General features: G+C 47.1%; 20 protein-coding genes. 10 read left to right on the forward strand and 10 right to left on the reverse strand.

Annotated features, from left to right (window positions below; all coding sequences use genetic code 11):
- Positions 1 to 66: 66 nt before the first annotated feature.
- Positions 67 to 1,071 (reverse strand): adenylosuccinate synthetase, encoded by a 1,005-nt coding sequence (locus tag VJ249_08355; GenBank protein ID HKZ94573.1) that lies wholly within the window; start codon positions 1,069 to 1,071, stop codon positions 67 to 69.
- A 404-nt stretch (positions 1,072 to 1,475) separates the two neighbouring features.
- Here VJ249_08355 and VJ249_08360 point away from each other — a divergent pair, with 404 nt between their 5' ends.
- From VJ249_08360 to VJ249_08400, 9 genes are all read left to right on the forward strand, one after another.
- Positions 1,476 to 1,979, forward strand: a complete 504-nt coding sequence (locus tag VJ249_08360; protein HKZ94574.1) for a GNAT family N-acetyltransferase — start codon at positions 1,476 to 1,478, stop codon at positions 1,977 to 1,979.
- Positions 1,980 to 2,087: 108 nt separating this feature from the next.
- On the forward strand, positions 2,088 to 2,753 hold the full coding sequence (locus tag VJ249_08365; GenBank protein HKZ94575.1) for an RAD55 family ATPase: 666 nt from the start codon (positions 2,088 to 2,090) through the stop codon (positions 2,751 to 2,753).
- A gap of 20 nt (positions 2,754 to 2,773) precedes the next feature.
- On the forward strand, positions 2,774 to 3,304 hold the full coding sequence (locus VJ249_08370; GenBank protein ID HKZ94576.1) for a nitroreductase family protein: 531 nt from the start codon (positions 2,774 to 2,776) through the stop codon (positions 3,302 to 3,304).
- Positions 3,305 to 3,456: 152 nt separating this feature from the next.
- Positions 3,457 to 3,819 carry a cupin domain-containing protein gene (locus VJ249_08375; protein HKZ94577.1) on the forward strand — a complete coding sequence of 121 codons (363 nt, stop codon included), beginning with the start codon at positions 3,457 to 3,459 and terminating at the stop codon, positions 3,817 to 3,819.
- 197 nt (positions 3,820 to 4,016) lie between these two features.
- Complete coding sequence (locus VJ249_08380; GenBank protein ID HKZ94578.1) at positions 4,017 to 4,979, forward strand: SDR family NAD(P)-dependent oxidoreductase; 963 nt, start codon at positions 4,017 to 4,019, stop codon at positions 4,977 to 4,979.
- Between the two features lie 79 nt (positions 4,980 to 5,058).
- Positions 5,059 to 6,045, forward strand: coding sequence for a hypothetical protein (locus VJ249_08385; GenBank protein ID HKZ94579.1), 987 nt, complete (start codon positions 5,059 to 5,061; stop codon positions 6,043 to 6,045).
- A gap of 647 nt (positions 6,046 to 6,692) precedes the next feature.
- Positions 6,693 to 7,400 (forward strand): RDD family protein, encoded by a 708-nt coding sequence (locus tag VJ249_08390; GenBank protein HKZ94580.1) that lies wholly within the window; start codon positions 6,693 to 6,695, stop codon positions 7,398 to 7,400.
- A gap of 167 nt (positions 7,401 to 7,567) precedes the next feature.
- Complete coding sequence (locus VJ249_08395; GenBank protein ID HKZ94581.1) at positions 7,568 to 8,086, forward strand: hypothetical protein; 519 nt, start codon at positions 7,568 to 7,570, stop codon at positions 8,084 to 8,086.
- Between the two features lie 160 nt (positions 8,087 to 8,246).
- Positions 8,247 to 8,705, forward strand: a complete 459-nt coding sequence (locus tag VJ249_08400) for a hypothetical protein (protein ID HKZ94582.1) — start codon at positions 8,247 to 8,249, stop codon at positions 8,703 to 8,705.
- Between the two features lie 111 nt (positions 8,706 to 8,816).
- Here VJ249_08400 and VJ249_08405 read toward each other — a convergent pair whose 3' ends face one another.
- From VJ249_08405 to VJ249_08445, 9 genes are all read right to left on the reverse strand, one after another.
- Positions 8,817 to 9,311 carry a hypothetical protein gene (locus tag VJ249_08405; protein ID HKZ94583.1) on the reverse strand — a complete coding sequence of 165 codons (495 nt, stop codon included), beginning with the start codon at positions 9,309 to 9,311 and terminating at the stop codon, positions 8,817 to 8,819.
- Between the two features lie 141 nt (positions 9,312 to 9,452).
- Complete coding sequence (locus tag VJ249_08410; protein ID HKZ94584.1) at positions 9,453 to 10,157, reverse strand: glycosyltransferase family 2 protein; 705 nt, start codon at positions 10,155 to 10,157, stop codon at positions 9,453 to 9,455.
- A 350-nt stretch (positions 10,158 to 10,507) separates the two neighbouring features.
- On the reverse strand, positions 10,508 to 11,437 hold the full coding sequence (locus tag VJ249_08415; protein ID HKZ94585.1) for a hypothetical protein: 930 nt from the start codon (positions 11,435 to 11,437) through the stop codon (positions 10,508 to 10,510).
- 42 nt (positions 11,438 to 11,479) lie between these two features.
- On the reverse strand, positions 11,480 to 13,510 hold the full coding sequence (locus VJ249_08420; GenBank protein HKZ94586.1) for an exosortase/archaeosortase family protein: 2,031 nt from the start codon (positions 13,508 to 13,510) through the stop codon (positions 11,480 to 11,482).
- Between the two features lie 13 nt (positions 13,511 to 13,523).
- On the reverse strand, positions 13,524 to 14,033 hold the full coding sequence (locus tag VJ249_08425; protein HKZ94587.1) for a hypothetical protein: 510 nt from the start codon (positions 14,031 to 14,033) through the stop codon (positions 13,524 to 13,526).
- A 74-nt stretch (positions 14,034 to 14,107) separates the two neighbouring features.
- A complete protein-coding gene (locus tag VJ249_08430) occupies positions 14,108 to 15,358 on the reverse strand; it encodes a GTP-binding protein (protein HKZ94588.1) in 1,251 nt (416 codons plus the stop codon).
- A 42-nt stretch (positions 15,359 to 15,400) separates the two neighbouring features.
- Complete coding sequence (cysD, locus tag VJ249_08435; GenBank protein HKZ94589.1) at positions 15,401 to 16,216, reverse strand: sulfate adenylyltransferase subunit CysD; 816 nt, start codon at positions 16,214 to 16,216, stop codon at positions 15,401 to 15,403.
- A 92-nt stretch (positions 16,217 to 16,308) separates the two neighbouring features.
- Positions 16,309 to 16,488, reverse strand: a complete 180-nt coding sequence (locus VJ249_08440; protein ID HKZ94590.1) for a hypothetical protein — start codon at positions 16,486 to 16,488, stop codon at positions 16,309 to 16,311.
- Between the two features lie 51 nt (positions 16,489 to 16,539).
- Positions 16,540 to 17,931, reverse strand: coding sequence for an alkaline phosphatase family protein (locus VJ249_08445; GenBank protein ID HKZ94591.1), 1,392 nt, complete (start codon positions 17,929 to 17,931; stop codon positions 16,540 to 16,542).
- 183 nt (positions 17,932 to 18,114) lie between these two features.
- On the opposite strand from VJ249_08445, the gene VJ249_08450 reads away from it, so the two are divergent.
- Positions 18,115 to 21,096 carry a PKD domain-containing protein gene (locus VJ249_08450; protein HKZ94592.1) on the forward strand — a complete coding sequence of 994 codons (2,982 nt, stop codon included), beginning with the start codon at positions 18,115 to 18,117 and terminating at the stop codon, positions 21,094 to 21,096.
- The last annotated feature ends 23 nt before the right edge of the window (positions 21,097 to 21,119 follow it).

A 21,119-nucleotide genomic window follows, 5' to 3' on the forward strand; every position in this document is an offset into this window, starting at 1 on the left:
CCATTGCTAAGCGTTTGCTGATATGCGAAAGCAATATAGTTGAACGGAGGTGTCTAAAAGAACTTTCTAGCTACGTCTGAGATCCACCATTTCCAAAGCGTCTTGTCCAGTGCCCACCAAAACCACTGGAATCTTGATCTCGCTTTCAATCTTTTCAATGAACATCTTCGCATCTTTGGTCAATCGACTGTATGATTTTCCTCCTCTGCATTCCGGAAATAACACATCAATCTTAGTTATAGCCGCTTGAGTTGCACCGTTTAGCATCACCGCACGCTTAGCTAGGTCAATGTTGAAAGGCGCGGCACGACGGGGTCTGCCTGTCACTGTTCCATACTCTACCCATCCGCGTTGTTCTGCTTCCTTCAATGAAATCTCGTTTTGAAGCGGTCCCGCTCCGACTCGTGTCGTGAAAGCTTTGAACACAACTATAACGTCGTCAATCTTGCTGGGTCCGACGCCTACATCTGAGCACGCAGCTGAAGCAGTTACATCCTTGGAAGTGACGTATGGATATGTACCGTGATAAAGCGACAAATAAGTGCCCTGAGTACCTTCGATTAAGACGTGTTTTCCTTCATCAATGGCTCTGTTAACTTCCAGCGGAACATCAGCCAAGTGCTTCTGAAGCTCTGGCACGTCTCTTGCCAGTTTGACTTTTCTAAGCGCGCGTTCAGCATTGCAAGGTCCAGTTCCTGTGCCGGTAGTCTTTATGTTTCGAGCAAGATGACCAGCTTTGTCTGCTTCAATATGCCTTGCTTCAATAATGGCACACTGGGGATCGACGCCCACTCTCCCCTTAGACTTGGTCTGTTCAACTTCTTGCAGCAAAATTTCCGGGTTGATCAGAACGCCGGGTCCTATCAGTAGGCGGCATTTCTTCTGCATGAAGGCGCTGGGCAACATCCTAAGCCCGTATTTCCTGCCCTCAAAAACAACCGTGTGTCCAGCATTTGGTCCAACTCCTCCACGGGCAGTGATGTCCAGCTTGTCCTTTAACGCCAAGTAAGAAATGACTTTGCCCTTGCCTGTGTCTCCGAAGAACCCGCAAACCACGACCGAGCACGGCATGTTCCCTTTTTCACCTACCTCACTGTGACGCATTTGTGTCTAAAAACTCTTCGTATAATAAGCTTTTTGCAGGCTAGATGTTAATACTTATGTTAGGTTTGTCAGTTCGCCCGTCGAGAGTTCATCACAGCATAATGCTCTGTTGACTCTCGTATTCATCATCCAAATATGAAGGGTGATACAAGTACCTTAAGACGTTTGTGCTCGAAACTCAACACGTTCAACGCCTTTGCCTTTGAACATACGCTTCAGAACCTCAGATGCGCCAACCCCGCCTGTGCCTCTGACATGTCACAACCCTCTTGCTAGATATTTGCGGATTACACGTTCTGTTAGATAACCTTCTTTTTATGCAGCGATTGACCCATTGTGGCTTACTCAGAGCTTGAATCGTGGTGAAATAAATGGCCGCATCAATCATTGTCCGCAAATATCAGCTTGACGACCACGAGCAATGCCGCAACTTGTGGAGGGAACTAACCGAGTGGCACCGCGAGATCTATGAGGACACGAAAATCGGAGGAGAGCATCCAGAAGACTGTTTTGACAAACATCTTAGCAAGGTGGGATCAGACAATCTTTGGGTCGCAGTTGATGTTTCAAGCGTAGTCGGACTCATCGGTCTGATCGTCGAGGAAAGGGAAGCAGAGATAGAGCCTCTCATAGTTTCCAAGGCTTACAGAGGCAGAGGAATAGGAACGCAATTAATACGCTACGTCATCAATGAAGCGCGAGGGCGAGGCACAAGAAACCTCAACGTAAAGCCGGTGGCTCGAAACCGCAAGACGATACAATTCCTGTATGAACAGGGGTTCAAGAACCTTGGGTTCATCGAGCTATTCATGGACTTGTCTGGGCACGTATGGAAACCCGGGCCCAAAATCTTCGAATGCGATTTTAACTACTAACATGGGACAGCAGCCGCAGTTTTCTGAAAAAGTGGACCTTTGTGCAACAAACGTAAAATATCTGCCTGACAGCCAATATTAACAGCGTACTACGCCGAGGTTTAAGGTGTGAAGCTTCTTCGATTGTGGATTGAAGGATTAGACGAAATGTTGGGCGGCGGCTTACCTGACAAAAGCGTAATTGTTATGACTGGCGAACCCGGCTCGGGATATGACATTCTAGCTCAACAAATAATGTACCAGCGTGCTCTTCACAATGAAAAGGTAGCCTACTTCTCAACCTCTCGGTCAGCTGAAACACTGAAAGAAGACTTGTCGACTTTTGGCTGGAATATTGCACCTTTGGAAGAAAAGGGCAACTGGGTCCATCATCACGCCTCTGTGGCGGATGCCATACAAGTCATGACCGAGAATATTCCGAAAGCTGTCGCCGAAGGTCGCTGGGTAATACTCGACTCACTCTCTTACCTCATTCTCACCCAGAAATACTATCCAGTCGTGCAAGCGGTGGAGCTTCTGCTCGAAAACGCTCGGAAAAACGGCGGAATCCACTTCTTACTGCTAACTCAGAAGATGCATGACACTGAGACTGAAACAACCATGCAACATTTGGCTGACGGAGTAATGGAGTTCACAGCAAATGAAACCGCAGGCGGAATCGACCGGCGTATAAGAATCAAGAAAATGCGCAGGGCAGTATACGAACCACGACTAATTCCCTTCAACATAACTGAACGCGGAATAACCATAGAAACAGCCGTCAGAATTGTCTAGGATTCTGGGAGACACAGCCATTGGATGTTATTGAGGCCATAAAGAGTCGCAGAAGCGTAAGAGCCTTCACTGATCAACCAGTATCAGAGGAAGAAGTCGAAAAGCTGATTGACGCGGCACGGTGGGCGCCTTCAGCAGGCAACATTCAACCTTGGGAATTCATTGTAGCTCGAGACCCGGAGGTCAAACGTGGCTTATGCGAGGCTGCGTTGAACCAGAAGTTCATTGAAGAAGCTCCAGTCGTCATAGTGGTGTGCGCCAATCCAGCGAGATCGGGCCAAGGCTATGGTTCAAGAGGCATCAACCTCTACTGTCTGCAAGACACAGCGGCGGCTACACAAAACATTCTGCTAGCAGCGCACGCCATGGAATTAGCTACATGCTGGGTAGGAGCCTTCAAAGAAGAAAAAGCCAAGCAAGTCTTGAACGCGCCTGACGGCCTGAGACCTATTGCCATCATCCCAGTTGGTCACGCTGATGAAAACCCTCGAGCAAGACCCAGAAGATCCTTAAGTGACATTGTTCATCGCGAAGCCTTTGGACGGAAGTAGCGAACATGATACTAGAGATAGCAGGTATTCTTAATCTAACAGCAAAACCGTAGCCTCTCAGGCGACCTCAGAATCGAAAACCTTGTTGCTCCATGACGAAGACATAAGCATTAATACAGCTTTTTCCCTGCTCATGTCTCGAGGCAGAGCATATGAACTACTCAAAGAGCAAGCGATTACGTGGTTATCCCAAGGTTATAACAGATTTTCCAGAAGCCGACATTCAGGTTAAAGGCATAAAGGCATGGGTAGCGCAAGGCGAAAAACATCAAATAGTCTTTTTTGAAATGGAACCTTCTGCCATAGTACCAGAGCACTGGCATGATTATGCTCAATGGGGACTCATGATAGACGGGGAAATGGAATTAACCATCGATGGCAAGACACAAGTCTGCAGAAAAGGTGACGAATATGTCATTCCTGCTCATGCAAGACACCATGCTCGATTTCGAAGAAGATCAAGGGTTATGGATCTTTTCTCAGAAAAGACAAGATACAGAACACAATCTTCCTAGCCGTTCTCGCTTCAACCATGAGGCGCAGTCAACTTAGTCTGTGGACTATTTCTCCCGCCAAAGAGTAAAGCTTTCTCTGAGAAGACAACTCTGACATAACAATATCTATTCTAAACTAGTCGTTGACACAGCGCACCCTTAGGGAATAAGCATTTTTACCACCACGCTCTCATATCAAAGCCAAAAAGTGATGCAATGTGCTTCAGAAATATCAAAGAGTTCTAGTAGCAGGCGGCGCAGGGTTCATCGGCAGCCACATAGTCGACGAATTGCTGAAGGCGAACATTGACGTCACTGTCCTAGACAACTTGTCAACAGGCCGCATGGAAAACCTGAAACAGCACAGGCATAACAAGAACTTACATTTTGTCAAAGGAGACATTCGCAAAGCTGGACACGTAAGAGAAGCAATTAAGAATGCTGACGCCGTATTCAACGACGCCGCTGTGGTAAGTGTTCGCCTATCGGTCGAGAATCCACTGTTAATAAATGCCGTCAACGTCAATGGCGCATTAAACCTACTGAAAGCCAGTGTAGACTGCTGTGTGAAACGCTTTGTTCAGGCTTCGTCTGCTTCGATCTATGGAGAAACAAAGACGTTGCCAGTGACCGAGGATATGTCTCCGCAACCCATCTCTCCGTATGCTGTCTCGGAACTTGCCGCCGAAAACTATGCCCGAGTTTTCCACAAAGTCTACGGATTAGAAACCATTTGCCTCCGATACTTCAACGTTTATGGACCCAGACAGCTATACAGCGAGTACACTGGCGCCATAACCATATTCATGAACCGGCTTCTACACAACCATCCATTGACGATTTACGGCGACGGCGAGCAAACCAGAGACTTCGTCTACGTTGAAGACGTCGCTAGGGCAAACATGTTAGCACTGGCAAAAAAAGAAGCCTCCGGCGGAGTCTTCAACATCGCTACAGGCACAGCAACAAGCATAAACACCTTGGTACAGACGCTCATGAGAACCATGACCAAGACGCATCGCAGGCCATCATACGGAAAGCTAAAACCTGGTGAAATCAAGCACAGCTACGCCAGCATCGAGAAAGCCAAGAAAACCTTGAGATACAAACCAATGTTCACTATTGACAAAGGCTTGAGGAAACTGGTCGAGTGGTATACTTCAAGTCCGAAACGGCCTTAACCGCGAGAAGCAGGTCGATAGAAAACGCTTAAACCACTCATAAACAGATGATAAGCCTTCAAACCTCGGATGGGAACTGATGGTCGACCTGACAACAACGATAATTCTCGTGGAGAGCTTCATTATTTCACTGGTAACATGCTTGGTAGCGCTCCCATATTATATCAAAAGAGCCAGACAAGTGGATATCACTGGAAAGGACATTCACAAGCCAGGTTCACCTGCTATTGCTGAATGCGGCGGAGTGATACTTATTTTGGCTTATTTGCTCGGATTGTTTTTCTTCATACCATTCAACAGTGAGTTGCTAAATCTGGAGATCATTGGAACGGCTGCGACCGTAATGTTGACGTCGTTTATCGGATTCGCAGACGACATTTTTGAGATAAGGTGGCGCACAAAAGTCCTCACCCCGTTGCTTGGGGGCGTTCCGCTTGCAGTTATGCGCCTTGGCAGAACAACAGTCCTTACCCCTTTCGGTGTTCTAGATTTTGCAGCTCTAGGCGCCATAGGACTGGTTCTTTTTGCGGTTGTACTTCTTTTCGCTGTTACAGCGTCAGCCAACGGAATCAACATGTTTGCAGGATTGAACGGACAAGAGGCAGGGTCAACCCTCATAATGTCTCTTGCTCTGTTGTTTCTCACATTTCGCCTCGAAAAACCAATTGGTTACATCATCCTGTTGCCGTTCATTGGAGCTCTAATCGCCTTCCTGTACTTCAACAAGTACCCGTCCCGTGTTTTTCCAGGAGATGTAGGCACCTTCGGCATGGGTGCAGTGGTTGCCTGTGTGGCGATACTTGCAGATCTAGAGCGAGCAGCCCTTGTAATGTTCATACCTTACTTCGTCAACGCATTTCTGTTCTTCATTGGAAAACTCAAGAAAGTGCCGCCGCCAAGAGATGCGCAGATGAATCCAGACGGGACTCTTCCAGCCCCAAGCCTTTGGAGCCTGAGAAGCATCATCTTAAGAATGCAACCAATGAGAGAAAGAGCGCTGGTCGTCACAATGCTATTATTGGTAGCAGTGTTCTCTCTGGCAGGCATGCTTGCATACGGAATCTAACACCCCTGCATCTCTGACCCATTCAGACATAACCTGAAAAGCTGCCTAGCTACCGCTAATAATCGCAAGTTGCTGTAGGGCTCATTCAGCAGAAAACCAGCGATGCAACAACCGGGCAAACGACAGACGATAATACCTGTGATTCATTGTTGAAATCTACAGGCAGGCTCTTTAAATGAGATTCATCAAATCTAAATCCGAGTTGGAACCAAGAAGACTCTAGTGTGAAAGATGCTATCCTTCGAGTTGTCCGTTGTGGATTTCGTGCTGTTGATAGCTATTGCTGTTGTCCTGGCGCTTTTTCTCTCGCAAATGCAGAATAAGTCAGCAAAGTCGGAAAGCATCAGATTGAATCAAAAAAAACCATTCGAGAACCAGGGGGCAGCCGTCAAGACGATTTCAGGAGAGACCCCTTCGACCCGTCCGGCAACAAGCTTCCAGAAATGCGCTCACCATTTTGGCTATTTGAGAAATCTTCCCGACGGCTCTATCCTACCAGATGAATGTGCAGGTTGCCCAAAAACAATGCGCTGCGTGTTTCCAAACCGGTAAAGACCATGAACTGAGTTTTTCGCCGCTCGATTTAGTTTCCACGCTAGCTTTATTTGACTCAAGGGTGTATTGCACAATGAACTGGAGCCCGAGGGATGGCGGTAAATCAGGAAAGCGTGTCCCGAATACTATCCGTTTTGTCTCATTCCCTGAGACGAGAGATCCTTCAGATCCTCAGTGATAAGGGAGAGGCTTCCTTTACCGACCTGATGAACGCTCTTAACGTCGACACAGGAAAGCTAAGTTTTCACATACGAACACTTGCGCCTTTTCTAGAACAGACAACAGCTGGAAAATACAAGCTGAGCAAAGTAGGCGAAAACGCGATACGGTTGATCATGGATTTGAAATTATGGGCAGAAGAGGTTGAAGCTCAGAGAAAAACACCCACACTTCCAATTGCCTCTTTCAAGAAGAGAACCCTTGCTTTTCTTATCGACCTGTTCATGATGCTTGCAATCGCAGTTCTCGTAACATTGCCGAACACGTTGTCCCTGCTTGCCGCAGGAAATATCCTAGGCTTCGACCCTAACATCATTCTTCTCACCCTTGCCCTCTTGTGGCTCTACTCTACCCTATTCGAGGGTTTCAAAGGGCAAAGCATAGGTAAACGTATTATTGGACTGATGGTTGTCAGAACAGACGGAAAGGGCTTATCATACGACTACGCCGCCGTAAGAAATTTTGGCAAGGCATTTCTATTGCCTTTCGACTTGCTCATTGGCCTTAAAGTCAAGGACGAACGATACGTCAGATATTTCGACAAGTTCGTCGGCACAACGGTGATAGACCTAAGAATCTAACTCGTCTACCTCTTGTTTAACACTCTTCGCAGACTTTGTCAACTTCGATTCGCAGCTTTCCAGCAAGAGTTCACTAGATGCAGAAATCATCTTCTCAAAAAACCTTATTCGATAAATCCTCTCAACAACAGCAGACCGAAAATCATCCTAAAGGAGAATGTTAGTTAGTGAAAGTGCAATCAATACGAAGGCTTTTTCATGCACTTCTGAAAAGAGGGACTAATAGAGCATCCTTCTCCGAGATAAGGGTCATGCCCTTGATCGGAGCAGTCGCGGCCTTCATCTTGATCCTACTTATGTTAACTCAGGTTACATCGCTTTTCTGGACAAGCAGGACCATATCAAGCTTCGGCTCTGTTAAGGCAATTGGGGTGGGCATCTACTGGGATTCCGCACTAACGAACCCTGTTTCATCCGTCGATTGGGGATTGATCGAGCCAGGTTCAAACAGCGCCACGACTTTCTACGTTCGAAACGAAGGTAACTCTCCAGTAACCTTAGCCTTAAACACATCTAATTGGAGCCCTTCGGCTGCCGCAAACTATTTGACTCTAGGCTGGAATTATGATGAAAGAGTGATTGAAGTTGCGGGCGTCTGCCAGACAATACTCACACTGTCAACCTCACCGAATATCAGCGGAATATCGGGTTTCAGCTTTGACATAGTCATTGCCGGAATCGGCTAGTTATCGCTAAGTAGCATCCGTTACCCGCTGTCTCACAGTTAAGTCGGCTAGGATGCTGTTCTGTTGCGATATCTCATTGTTTTGTATTGTATCTGTGTACAGCATGAATACGAGAACGTTTATTAAGTCTTCAGACATGTGATAAATCTGGGTGTAACCCGTGGAAAGAAAAGAAAAAATTGTCGCGGGCGCCGCCATAGGACTCGTTTTGTACACTCTCGTTCTCGCGATGATTGGACCTATGGTTTCATCGGCACTTGCCAACAGAACGGTATCTAATGCAGGATCTGTGAAAGCTATCGGCGTTGATGTTTACTGGGATCAGGCGTGCACTAATCCTGTTTCTTCAATAAACTGGGGTACGCTTGACCCTGGCTCAAACAAGAGCACCACAATCTACATCAAGAATACAGGCAACAGTCCCATAACGTTAGCAATGACAACATCAAACTGGAATCCTTCGAACGCATCGAACTATATGACGCTGATTTGGAACTACGGTGGGCAGACGCTGAACGCAAACGAGGTCATTCAAGCCAGATTCACGCTCACAGTATCATCTAACATCACAGGCATAACGAACTTCAGCTTTGACATAACAATTACAGCAAACGAATAGCAAACATCACCCACACACAATTTTTTCAGCGTACAAGCATTTTTGAAAGTAAGTTGACTCGTCACCACGGAGATTTCTCGGGCTGAGAAAAAAGGATTTCAGAAACGATGTCTAGGTTGGCCTTCCGTTCGAGAAAGTGCCTTTCTTTCTTAACGCGAAGAACCCCAGGGCTCCGAACATGGCAAACAGGATCGTCAACGTGCCGAACGGAACTTCAGGTATAGCGTTGAAAGATGTGGCTCGGATCTTTATGGTATCCTCAAGTCCTGCTCTATCTCTTCCTGTTGGGCCTTGAAAGAATGCTTGGACCCCCCAATCGCCAATCACATCTGGTGTAAAGGTGTCCATAGCATAGCGAATTAGAGCGGTGGTTCCATCATTCCACTGTCCAGTTGTCCCGTTGGTGAAAACAGGCACGGGTACTTCTCTAGCAACAGTTTCATTGGGCATGTGCCATCGGAAGATCACCCGCACGACATTGGAATCAAGTGTGCCTGCAGTTACAGTTACTGGCGTGCTCGGGAAAACGTCTATCCCATGATAATTTGAGGTGATCGCATAGCCAGTTCCTAGACTTGCCCAAGGCGCATATGCCAAGCTTGCCATGCTGAGCAACCCCAGTGAAATTGCTGCGATCAATAATAGGTATCTCTTCGTGGATTTCACCGACCCATTAAATCATGATAGAACTTGCTGTGATATTTAAACGGGTATGATAGTTGACTATGGAAAATCTTCCTCAATGTTCTATCTCTGCATTCGTGCCTTGACTGTTGCCTGAACCATTGTCTTGAGAATTCGGATGCCGTCTCGCAAAGGGTTAACGTGCGAGTTACCGTGATTTCTTCTGTCAAATGTAATCGGTTCCTCATGAACTCTAAATCCGTTTCTAAGTGTTTTCACGGTTAGTTCGATTTCCACAGCGTAACCATCGCTTGTTATCTGGATTTCCTCTAATACCCTTTTCTTGAAAGCTCGGAATCCTGTTTGGCTGTCAGTTATTCTTCTCCCAGTGAAGACTCGAAGCAATAGGTTGAACATCATGTTGCCGAGAACGTGGAGCTTTTTGGTTGAACGTCTTCCTTCTTTGCTGGCAAACCTTGATCCAATGACGGCGTCAGCTCCATTTGTCAGCGGTTCAATTAGGCGTTTGATCTCTTCAGGTCTATGTGAACCGTCAGCATCCATCATAATGACAACTTCACCGGTGGCGTCTTTGAGTCCTCTTCTAAGAGCGTATCCTTTGCCATAATTGACTCCATTGCTTATTACGGTCACTTTGTGGTTTTCAGCTAGAAACCTTGTCCTGTCAGTTGAACCGTCGTCGACAACTATGACCTCATATGGCAGACTCAACGCATCAAGTGCCTTCTCGGCCCTAAACAATACGTCATCGATACTCCTCTCTTCATTATAGGCTGGAATAATCACTGACACCGTTAAAGCTGCCATACACATTTCCCGTTAGTTCTAAACTTCATCAACACCGTCGCCACGTTTAAGCACCTATGGTATGGGCAACTAGAAATCGCACAAGTATTTTCTAGAAAAATCTACCACTACATGCCTCTACTTCACAAGACGACGCCGCTTCAAGGCGGCACAACTATTCTCAAGAGAACAGTTACTGTGAAAGCGACTCCAAGGATCAACGCCACAAGGCGCAGACGTGTCTTCTCTATGACAAAATCTCCGAAATAACTCGAGTAGGGGGCTAGAAGCTCTGATGTTACCAAGAGAATGGTTGCAGTGATTGCTATCCACAGGCTTATATCCCAAATAGAAAGCGGAAAAGACGTGTGTCAGGCCTCCAAGGTCTGATACCAAGCTTCAATGGTTTGCAGATCTGTGGAAACTGAATCTTTTGCTAATGTAACCAACTTAGCTGTTGTCTTAGCAAGTGCACAAGCTATGGCACTTGTTAAGGGACAACCGATTTTGTGTATGCTTCTTAGGCCTTGTTGAGGCAGGTAAAGTTCCCTGTACACCGAACCAATTATTTTGACATGAACAAGATTGTCTTCTGAGCTTAGTTCAACTTCTTTGGCCAGCTCCAAATTGTTCACAATGATCGTTGGCAAGCTGTTGAAGAGCTGGTCCAAGTCAATCTTAGTGAATTCGGTTTTTAGTTCCTTCTCGAAGAGGTCGGTTAACCCGTAGCCAGGGGGTGCAATGCATATTCCTCGTGGGTTTCGTAGAAGGAATTGCTTCTTGGCCATTACCTCTATTGTCGGTGTGCCGGCAACTTCTTCTGCAGGAATGAAGACGATCATTTCCTTGAGGCTTTTCAGATAGTCGGGAAGATAGGCTTCTTTTGGGTACGGTGGAATGTACACTGGTCTTCCTTTGTAGCCCAAGTCATCTATAATTCTGTCGATCGTGGTGTAGGACGAGATCGCTGTACTGTCGAGGAGTGTGCTTCTGACAAATTTGATTGGTCTTGCGAAAAGGAACAAGGCTCCCCAGAACGCGAGGCCTAGTCCAATGAATGCAAGGACTGTGGAGGTGCTTATATAAGATCCCGCGAGAGCCAACGCTCCTAGGATAAGGAACAGGGACGCTATTGTGGCAGTCGGTGTCCGTCGTGATTTGGACAGATCTCTTTTCAGAAGTTCGTTCTCTTTCTGTAGGGTTTTCACGGTTTCCAAAAGATACTGAACCGTGACCGCTTCGGGTTTCGTTTCGTCTTCTTGCCGGTTCTTAGGTTTTCTCTTGCGCAGCAATGAAACCATTTTAGTCAGTCTATCAGTTACACGTTGTAAAATATAAGATTGTTAGGATGTCCACACAAGTTTAGGTTGATCCAACATGTTTACAAGGTCTGCTTTGATTATTCCAGATTTCTCCAAGGTACGTAATGCTGCATCCAACCTGTTCAACTTCATCGATTTGTTTGCGGTCTCCGTAAGGGTCGAAGCAACAGCCTGACTGGTCGCTTCTCTTGTTTTCTGATTGGTTTCTCTCACAGCCTGAAGCAGCAATTTATCATCCGACGATGCGAGTTTGATGAAGATTTGTGTGTTGGTTTTCTTTCTTTTCTGATTCAGCGCGTATTGAGACACTTGGGCTATCACGGCAGCAGATGCCGTCGATGCTAATAGAAGCTGTTGCAATGGAATTGCCAGAGAAAATAGCGACTGAACTCGAAGCGGTTCCCAGTAGACCGCTATGGACTCGCCAACAGTTTGCAGCCGATCCTTGATCTCAAGCCAGTCTTCTTGGTTCCTTGTCAACACCAAGAGATTTATTCTGACGTATCTGGGTTCAACCGTTAATCCTGTGTTAAATGAGGCCCGCTGGTACCAGTAGACAGCGACGTAGGTCCAGTTGGACGGGTGTTCGAATACCAAGAAGCGAGCTACTATTCGTGGATTCTCGGTGAGTTGAAAGTCTGCGGAGTCTATAAGCGATACCAGGGGTTGTTGTCCTCTTGAAGTCTGCCACGCGATAAGGCTGACTTCCCAGTTGTGCAAGTTAGATATTGAGCTGGCAACACCTACAATCACATAGATTGGTAGGGTGGAGTAGTTTTCAGGTGAATAGACGTATACGAGGGACACGTCTTGATGGGCAACCCTTTCATAGGTTTCATCCCTATACAGAAACCGTAGCTGATGCTCAGGAACCTCGGGAAACATGCTTGTGTTAGACTGCGGGTCTGAACTCGAAACGGTAAACCCGGGAGCAAAGGCGAAGGCAGGCGCTTGAAGACTTACAGTAACCAGCAAAGCACCGATTAACAGACCCATTACTTTCGCCCAGAGAACCTTTGAAATTCTTGAACGAGCGGTGTGCAGAAGCTTTCCGCAGTTTAGGCAGAACGGAGCTTGTGTTCTGGAGCTTTCGATGCACTCTGGGCAAAGAGCCTCTTTCCTGTCCCTAGTCAACCTCAGGTGAAGCAGTTTCTCCCCGATTAGCAATAGTAACAACGTTCCAACAAAAATCAGAATCCAGCCAGCAAACGTATGAAAAACGTTCATAGCTATTTCTTCGCCGAGCCAGAGTGCAACTGAGACAATTACCGAGATTCGTATGATGTTCAGAACTGGCAAGAGAAGCATGCCCAATAGGAACACGCCGATTTTCTTGACGAGTGGTCCATGCATAATGTAAACTATGAAAGTGGCGAACATGGTGAACGCGATTAACGAATAGATTCCAGAAGATGCTTGGTAAACGGCGAATTCTATGTCAGCGGAAGCCGTGCTCAGCGATATTATCGGTGCGCCGTAATTGTAGGAGAGTGACACGGGTAAGCCAGCTGCTTTAAGCAGCGCGTAGGAACCCTGCGTGTTTACGTATGCCACGATTGCGCCAGCCTCATACGCTACAACCGAGGGAGGAAAGACCAAGAAGGCAAGAAATAGAACAGGAAAGATCAGAGCCAGAAGCAACTTGAAACTAGTTAGGGCTAGGACAACGCCTGCCACGAATAGGACAAGAGAGGCAACGTGGAATTCAAGCGGATAAAAGGTGTAAGAGCCATACCAGTAAACGAGAAACGCAGTTAAGCAGAGCATTATTCCGACAAGGAAGTTTACTGACACAGGCTTTTCTGAACTCACCTCGTTTAGGACGAAGTGAGCTTTGATAACCTCCCTTTTCCGATAAAACAGGTATGAAACAAGGAACGGAACGAAGAATATGTGGCTCATTGCATCGCTGCCAACCGCTTCATTGAAGAGAATCACCAAATCCTGCCAATAAACGACCAACACTGTAAGCACAATCAGAGACAAGGCAATTATTGAATGAAAATTGCGCTTCGCAAACCCAACGATTTTTCGCGGAACTTCCGTTCTCAAGAATAGACCTACCTCACTCATGAGCATCGATCAGAACGTCGAAGCTAAACTGCTTGATGTCGTTGCTCATTATGTAGCGGATGAACGCGTTGGAATAGGAAGCTGAGAGGACTATCGTCACTTGAATGACTTGACCTGGACGAACTGCTGTTCCGTTATAGCTCCATGCGAGGCTCATGAACACCGAGAGATTGCCTGGGTTCCAGTTGTCCGGGGCTAGGCTCAAGTTAACGTCCTTAACGCTCACACTTTTCAGGTAGAGTGTCACGTTCGCTGATGATCCCGGGGAAATCGTGCCCCAATTGATGTTCATTGTCCTGTTTGTCAAGTTTCTGTCCCAGTAGGCTTCAACTCCCGATGCTTTTATTGTGCCTACGCTGGGTATAGACAAGTCTGACTCGCTTAGGAGCATGGAGACAAACGTGCTCACAACGAGTGTTGCAGCTACTGTAATGATTACTACAAGTATCATCTTTTTCGACGAGCCAATTGAACCAACAAGAGATTTTATTCGCGCTGCCATTAGACCGCCTGCCTATTTGCGACTCCAAGTGTTGAACATTCTGCTGGAGCTTTTTGACCTTGTGGTAAACCATGTCATGGTTTGAGATTTGTCTTCACGACTATCCCGGCAGCTTCCGTTCCCTTCTTACCTTCAACAACGAATCTACCAAGCTCCGGAAATTCAGCAAAGTTCTCCACGCACATGGGTTCAGTAGGCGAAAAGAGTACTAGTCCCACGTCTCCATTTGTCATGACTTCCGGAAACTCGGCGTCAACTGTCAAGCTAACCGGATCAATTCGCTCCAAAATCTCCTCAACTCTGCATCGGACTTCGGCTGTTCCGCAGCGGATAGTAAACACGCTGCCTTTTCGAACCTCAAGATCAGAAAACAAGATAGTCTCGGCTTGAAAACCACTGACAACCTTGGCTCTGTCTTGTGGATAACTGATCACCTCACCTCTCTTGGCGGATCTAACTTCATCTACAACTAGCCCGACAGAATCTCCAGGTTCTCCTGCGTTCACTTCTTTGCCAAACATTTCTATTTTGTGGACAACAGCGGTCTCTCCCGATGGATCAAAGCACACTTTCTTGCCTTCCTCGAGTCGTCCTGTCAAGATTTTGCACACCACGATTTTCTTTCCTTCAATATTATAGATGTCTTGGACGCACGCCCGGAGAGGCTTGTCGATAGGCGGCTCCTCGGACTTGACCGTCGCGTCCAAGGTCTCGACCAAACTCAATCCTTTGTACCAAGGCATCTTGTCAGACTTTCTGAACACGTTCTCGCCGTTAAGTGCTGATAGCGGAACCACTGGCGACCGTGAGTACCCAAGAGAGCCAAGAATCGACAACAAGCCCTCACGCATTTTCTTGAAACCCCCTTCTTCATAGCCAACAGCATCCATCTTGTTGACCGCTACGATCAACTGTTTTATCCCGAGTGTCTTGATCAAGAACGCGTGTTGTTTGGTTTGGTCTTGAATTCCTTCTTTAGCCGAGGCGACCAACACTGCAGCGTCTGCTTGGGATGCACCAGTGAACATTTTCTTTATGAATTCCCTGTGACCGGGGCAGTCAATGATTGTGTACCAGTGGTTTTTGGTTTTGAACGGGGTCTGCACTATATCTATTGTCAGTCCACCTCTTCTCTCCTCCTCAAGTGAATCGAGCAAGAAGGCGAACCTGAAGCCTTCATCTCCAGCCTTTTTTAACTCAGCTTCGACTTCTTGGAGTTTCTGTTCTGGAATGGCATTTGCATCGTACAGGAGTCTCCCGATCAAAGTGGATTTTCCATGATCTTTATGTCCTATTATCACAAGGTTGACTGTGGGCAGGCTCATTTTGGGCACTTTCTTTGCGTTCAGACTGCGTGTGTCTTCCGGTTACATGTAGCCTAAACTTCGAAGCTTCTGCATCATGTACGCCTTTTCCTTGTCCTGTGCGCGTCCAGCTCGCTCTGGGGTTTTGGATGTCTCCAGCTCCTGGACGATTTCATCAATTGTCTGTGCGTTTGAAGGTACAGGCACAGTGCATGGTTGGCAGCCCAAGCTTCGGTAGCGTTTTCCATCCTTAGCGAAGTAGAGGGGGTTCACAGGCAGGTTTTCCTGTTTTACATATTGCCACACGTTCAGCTCTGTCCAATGCAGTATCGGGTGAACTCGCATATGTGAAAAGTCTTCCGATGGCTTCACATAAAGGTCCCAAACTTCGGCAGGTTGGTCCTCGTAATTCCACTTGAAGTTTTCGTCCCTTGGGGAATAGTATCTTTCTTTGGCTCGAATACCGTGCTCGTCGCGCCGAATCGCTAAAAGCAATGCGTCGAATTTTTCTTCGGCTAAGAGATTCTTAAGAGCTTGAGTCTTGAGCAGCGTGCAGCATTCGAATCTGTCCTTCGTTGGCCCGACCCCCGCTTTCATAGCTTCTTCGTTTTTGGCCACGATTAAGTTAAGGTCCCATTCTTTGGCTACTCGGTCTCTGAACTCGTAGATTTCTGGAAACTTGCATCCAGTATCTATGTGGATGACTGGAAACGGAACTCCACCGAAGAAGGCTTTCTTGCAGAGCCAAATCACTGCTGAGGAGTCTTTGCCTGTGCTCCAGAGTGCAGCTGGGTTTTTGAACTGCGCCTTAGCTTCCCTGATCATTGCTATGCTCTTTCTTTCAAGCCCGTTCAGATAAGAATCGATGTTATTGCTCATTGAAGAACTCTCCATGAGCTCCACTTTTTCTGACACAGAAGAGGATGTAGTGATATATAAATGTTATTTCACGTATATATAACTTACAACTCCTACTTGTACCCAAGAGCTTCAAGTCGTCTGTCCCGGTTCTCAGACTCCAGTTCAGGCATGTACTTACGGATCAAAAAGACAATGTATTCTGTTGGGCTACGGTAACCGCTTCCCTCCAAAGCTTTCGAAAGTCTATCATACAATGGCTTGGGGATAGAGAGGTTCACGTATTTTGACATAAGTCGTCCCGATATACATCAGCGATGTCTGTTTAAAAGCGTACGCCTCGGTCAAGATGGTTGAAGCTTCATCGGCTTCCCGTCCATATCCTTTGGAACTTGAACTCCCATCCAAGTGAGTATTGTGGGAGCAATATTCGACAGTTGAACAGCTACGTCGCTGCGTTGGTCCCACCTTGGACCGAGGATGCCCAGAATCCCAGGAACATCCATTGCATCATGTGCGCCATCGTGACCACCATCCCATCGTGGGCTATCATTGACGTACCTCTTGAGCTCATTTCTCTGCGTTATTTCAGGCTGTCGCGCTGCCTGCCATCCAGGATTAAACAGTATGGTTAGGTCTGGGGCCTCTTGTAGGTGTTTGCCCCAATACAGTTCTTCTCGTTTCCTTGTGTCTTTGATTGGTTTTTTTCCGTCTATTCTAACCTTTCTTAGACTGTCCGAGATCGTGGTTCTCAGGGCATCATAATCTCTGTTGGGGTCAATTATTCCGTTGGGCTCTCGACCCTTGACATTGAGCCAGATGTCGCCGTACCCGTAGGAGACAGCCTTGCTCTTTTCTAGGTTTACCTTGCTAGAATCTGAGACAAGAAATCCTGCTTCTTCCAAATAGTTGTTGACAATAACTTCCTGAAAGACGGGGCAGAAACCGTGATCCGAGAGAACCATAAACAAAGTATTTTCGTCCATTGATGATTGAAAGTTGCCAATGATTCTGTCAGCCTTAAGGTAGAAATCTTTGACAAGTCCACTGAACATGTTTTCCTCATATTTTGGGTGAGTTGAATCTACATGCTTCCAGAAGAAATGTTGAATCCGATCCATGCCCATGAAGACCGCCATGAAAAAGTCCCATTCTTCCTCTTGAACGAGGTAAAAGCATATGTCAGCCATCTCATCGGTGATCCTGTTCACTTCCTCGAAAAACCGATCTGGATCGCTGCTAACTCGATCCAGAACATCAGTCGGCAGGTCCCCAACTAACCTGTCCGTCCCGAATATTTGCTCTATCTTTGACTTCAGACTTGCTGGATGCGGAACTCCCTCCATTGTTGACATGAACCCTGGGATTATGAATCCATTCAGATTTTCTATGTCGCACATCGGGACGTTGACAACGCCGACACGCTTTCCAGCCGCGCTAAGCAAGTTCCACAAGGTCTTTGATTCAAGCCTTTGTGGGTCGACGACTTGTCTTTCATAGGTGCCGGCTTTCCTGAACGCGAAGCTGAAGACTCCATGGTTGCCTGGGTTTTGCCCAGTCATGAAAGTTGTCCAAGCGACAGGTGTTTGGGCTGGAATCGGAGGTATAGTTTCCCCAAGAAGTCCTTTTTCCCTGAACTTCGCGAGATTCGGAAGACTGCCTATCCATTGTTCGATGAGTTTGGGCGATGCTCCGTCAAAGCCTATGACCAAAGTCTTGTTTTTCTGATATGCCAAGAAGATGAGGTCTCCATCGTGATGTTGGTTGAGGTTTGATGGGGATAAGAAGCCTTGTGGATTCTTGATATTGACCTAGACGCCAAAACGAATATACTTTAGTTCACGGTTTCCGTATATTTGGAGTACGAAGAGACGACAAGATTTATTAAGTCTTCCTACATTGGATGCGGTTGGTGGGCCATGTTTACTAAAAGAGTCAGAGTCTTCTTCTCAACGGTTACCAAACGCGACTTCTCAAACGTTGCCTTGCCATTAGCTGCATTATGGTTTTCCATCCGCGTTGCACCAAAGCCCAGTCGCGCGTTGTATCCGTGCCAACAGGCAACTCTCAGCCTGTTTCTCGCCAAACTGGGAATTTCTCTCTCCGCACTTATTCTGTCGTCAACGTCCCTCTTCAACAGAAGATCAATCAAAACCGTGGGTATGTTAGCGTTGGTTGGAGTTGCACTCACTGAGCCCCTGACAGAAGTCTATTTCCAATATAGATTCAGCGTTGCCAGCGGTCCACAATTGACCCTAAGCAACATAACATACGGGTTTCCAACACAGCGAGTCATCAGAGTTCACAGCAATAACGCCACAAGCTGGGACTTCTCAACCAGCTATTACTGGGAAAACATTGACCAATCAGTGATCGACAGAATGGTGGAAGAAGGAGTAAAAGCTCTCACTGGAGCTTCAGACGCGCAAACTGCTTGGCAGACAATAATGTCAGCATATGCAGCGGGGAACAGAGTTGGAATCAAAGTCAACGGCAATGACTGGTGGAACACCGATCACCGGGAAATTGATTCGATACCTCAGATAGTGAACAGCGCAATTAAGGGGCTGAAGAGCATAGGAGTTCCTGAATCTGACATATACATAATTGAAAACACAGACCCCGATATCACCTGGAGGAGGATACCGGACTATTACAAGAACAAAATCATCGCTCTGTATCCTAACGTGGTCTTTCGATACGACACAGACATCAATCCAACTTTTGGAACGGTCGCAGGCACGACTGTCAATTTTCCATACTCGCCAGGTTCAAAAAGAATCAATGATCAAATCGCAGGTATGGATCACTTGATACTCATGCCCATAATGAAAGCCATTACTCCATCATGGGGAGTAACAGGCTCGATCAAACTTATGCAAGGAGTGATTGAAGACGTAAGCTCTTTTCATGGCCAGTTGATTAGAGCAACGGCGGATAACCCAGACGTGCTTATTTACCAAAACCAGCACATCAACGACAAGACAAGGTTGATTCTCGCAGACGGATTATACGGAGCTTGGACCGGACAACACTTCACCGGGGGCTACGGAGGAACAGACACCCTCACTACACAAGTAAATGACATTCCCAAACGTTGGCTTACATTCAACAACGACGCACCAAGCGTCCTCTTCTTCGGCGTTGACCCCGTGGCCATCGACAGCATAATGTACGACCATATTCTCGCAGAAAGAAATGCTCAAGATCAAATCGCGGGGCAGACGCTTGCTGCTCTCAATGAGCCACAGCTTCTGGCTGGCGAAGCAGCAGGACTGGGGATTCGAGAGCACGATCCACCATACAGTAACATTGACTACACTGAAATTGAGTTAGGAGCGGCACCGCCCACAACTCACGACCTGGCGGTCACGGGCGTTGTAGCCGCACCTACGAACGTAATGAGGGGTGGACTTGTAAACGTAAACGTTACTGTGACCAACCAAGGAAACGCGCAGGAGATTTTCAACGTTACTCTGTACTATGATAATGAAGTCGTCGGGAAACGAACAGGAATATCGCTGGCAGCTGGAAACAGCAGACTCGTGGGCTTCTCATGGAACACGAGCGGAGTCGGCGAGAGCACCTATACGCTTAAGGCAGAGGTCAGCGCCGTGCAGGGCGAAACTGATCTAAGTGACAACGTGTTCATCGATGGAACGGTTACCGTCAATCCACTGGAGATTCATGATGTCGCCATTACAGGTGTCTCTGCATCTCCAATCACGGTCTTTCCGGGAGAAACCGTTAACGTTACTGCTGTAATCCACAATGAAGGCACGTATGCCGAGACTTTTACAGTAGCAGCCTACGCAAACTCGACGCTCATTGGCTGGAGAAATCTGGCTTTGGCAGCTGGAGAATCATCAACCGAGGTTTTCTCTTGGAACACAACCGGATCACTTGGGGTCTATATAATCAAGGCAAATGCCAGTGTTGTTGCAGGTGAAATTGACATCGCTGACAACGTACGTCAGTTCGATGGTGCCGTAGCCGTTTTCACACATGCGGTTCAGTTTCCTGTAGCATCGTTTACTTCTCTGCCAAACAGACCCCTGATCGGCGAGAATGTCACTTTTGACGCCGCTGGCAGTTATGACCCTGACGGCATTATCACGTCATATTTATGGGATTTTGGCGACGGAACCCAAGGGAGCAGCGCCATAGTGACCCATGCCTATAATTCAAACGGGAACTTCACGATCACTCTGACAGTTATCGACTACGAAGGTCTCTTCGACTTGGAAAGGAAGTCCATTGTTGTTCAAGGAATCCCTCAAGCTTCTTTCACGTATCTGCCTGCCGCACCGCGCGCCGATCAGGTTGTGGCCTTCAACGCTTCATTGAGCAGACCAATAGGAGGAACAATCTTGTCTTATCACTGGGATTTCGGCGATGGGACAACAGTCAACGAGTCCTCATCAGTTGTGGAACACTCATTCAGTCTGCCGCAGGTCTACACCGTAACACTCAATGTTACAGACACCGAAGGACTCTGGGATACAGAGTCACAATATGTCGTCATCATTAAGCCTCCGAGAGCAAGCTTCGTCGCGTATCCGTCAAGCGCATTTGTTGGCGAGACAGTGACGTTTAACGCAGAAGCCTCTGTTCCCGAAGGAGGGACAATAATTGCCTATTCTTGGAGCTTTGGAGAGGGGGCAAGAACCTCAGGAAACAGTCCAACTTCGACACACGTTTTTCAGGCGAAAGGCACGTATGACGTTGCGCTTAATGTCACAGACAGCGAAGGCTTGTGGGACACTGAAGTTGCTCAGATCGTTGTTGAAGAAAAGCCCCTACAACCGTGGCAATCCAACAACTTCATATTGATTCTGATCATATCTGTGGTGATCGTTGTCGCTCTTGCTTCGGTGCTCTTCCTCAAGCGACGGTTGTGAAACCACCCTTCCCAAGAGTCTGG

The sequence above is a fragment of the Candidatus Bathyarchaeia archaeon genome, assembly GCA_035283685.1.
In the GTDB taxonomy this organism is placed as follows: Archaea; Thermoproteota; Bathyarchaeia; order Bathyarchaeales; family Bathyarchaeaceae; genus DATETJ01.

Excerpts from the sequence above, each read along its gene's own strand:
- VJ249_08415 (HKZ94585.1), bottom strand. The coding sequence starts at position 11,437 with ATGGTTTCATTGCTGCGCAAGAGAAAACCTAAGAACCGGCAAGAAGAC.
- VJ249_08405 (HKZ94583.1), bottom strand. The coding sequence starts at position 9,311 with ATGGCAAGCTTGGCATATGCGCCTTGGGCAAGTCTAGGAACTGGCTAT.
- VJ249_08440 (HKZ94590.1), bottom strand. The coding sequence starts at position 16,488 with ATGTCAAAATACGTGAACCTCTCTATCCCCAAGCCATTGTATGATAGA.
- VJ249_08410 (HKZ94584.1), bottom strand. The coding sequence starts at position 10,157 with ATGGCAGCTTTAACGGTGTCAGTGATTATTCCAGCCTATAATGAAGAG.
- VJ249_08450 (HKZ94592.1), top strand. The coding sequence starts at position 18,115 with ATGTTTACTAAAAGAGTCAGAGTCTTCTTCTCAACGGTTACCAAACGC.
- VJ249_08385 (HKZ94579.1), top strand. The coding sequence starts at position 5,059 with ATGGTCGACCTGACAACAACGATAATTCTCGTGGAGAGCTTCATTATT.
- cysD (HKZ94589.1), bottom strand. The coding sequence starts at position 16,216 with ATGAGCAATAACATCGATTCTTATCTGAACGGGCTTGAAAGAAAGAGC.
- VJ249_08390 (HKZ94580.1), top strand. The coding sequence starts at position 6,693 with ATGGCGGTAAATCAGGAAAGCGTGTCCCGAATACTATCCGTTTTGTCT.
- VJ249_08430 (HKZ94588.1), bottom strand. The coding sequence starts at position 15,358 with ATGAGCCTGCCCACAGTCAACCTTGTGATAATAGGACATAAAGATCAT.
- VJ249_08360 (HKZ94574.1), top strand. The coding sequence starts at position 1,476 with ATGGCCGCATCAATCATTGTCCGCAAATATCAGCTTGACGACCACGAG.
- VJ249_08375 (HKZ94577.1), top strand. The coding sequence starts at position 3,457 with ATGAACTACTCAAAGAGCAAGCGATTACGTGGTTATCCCAAGGTTATA.
- VJ249_08355 (HKZ94573.1), bottom strand. The coding sequence starts at position 1,071 with ATGCCGTGCTCGGTCGTGGTTTGCGGGTTCTTCGGAGACACAGGCAAG.
- VJ249_08425 (HKZ94587.1), bottom strand. The coding sequence starts at position 14,033 with ATGGCAGCGCGAATAAAATCTCTTGTTGGTTCAATTGGCTCGTCGAAA.